Source organism: Ensifer sp. ENS07, assembly GCF_014852185.1.
In the GTDB taxonomy this organism is placed as follows: Bacteria; Pseudomonadota; Alphaproteobacteria; order Rhizobiales; family Rhizobiaceae; genus Ensifer; species Ensifer adhaerens.
This window is the reverse complement of the sequence record NZ_JACVBE010000090.1, coordinates 1-255: the sequence shown is the minus strand read 5'-3', so window position 1 is coordinate 255 and position 255 is coordinate 1. Positions and strand designations below refer to the sequence as shown.

General features: G+C 54.1%; 1 rRNA gene. It reads left to right on the top strand.

The features are described 5' to 3' along the window. Nucleotides 1-255 (top strand): 23S ribosomal RNA (locus IB277_RS39140); the annotation flags it as partial.

Genomic DNA, 255 nt, shown 5'->3' with positions numbered 1-255 from the left:
CAGGGTTAGCCGGCCCCTAAGACGAGGCGGACACGCGTAGTCGATGGGAACCACGTTAATATTCGTGGGCCTGGTGGTAGTGACGGATCGCTTAACTTGTTCACACTTATTGGATTGTGTGGGCGGGGACGCGGTTCCAGGAAATAGCTCCACCGTATAGACCGTACCCGAAACCGACACAGGTGGTCAGGTAGAGTATACCAAGGCGCTTGAGAGAACTATGCTGAAGGAACTCGGCAAATTGCACGCGTAACT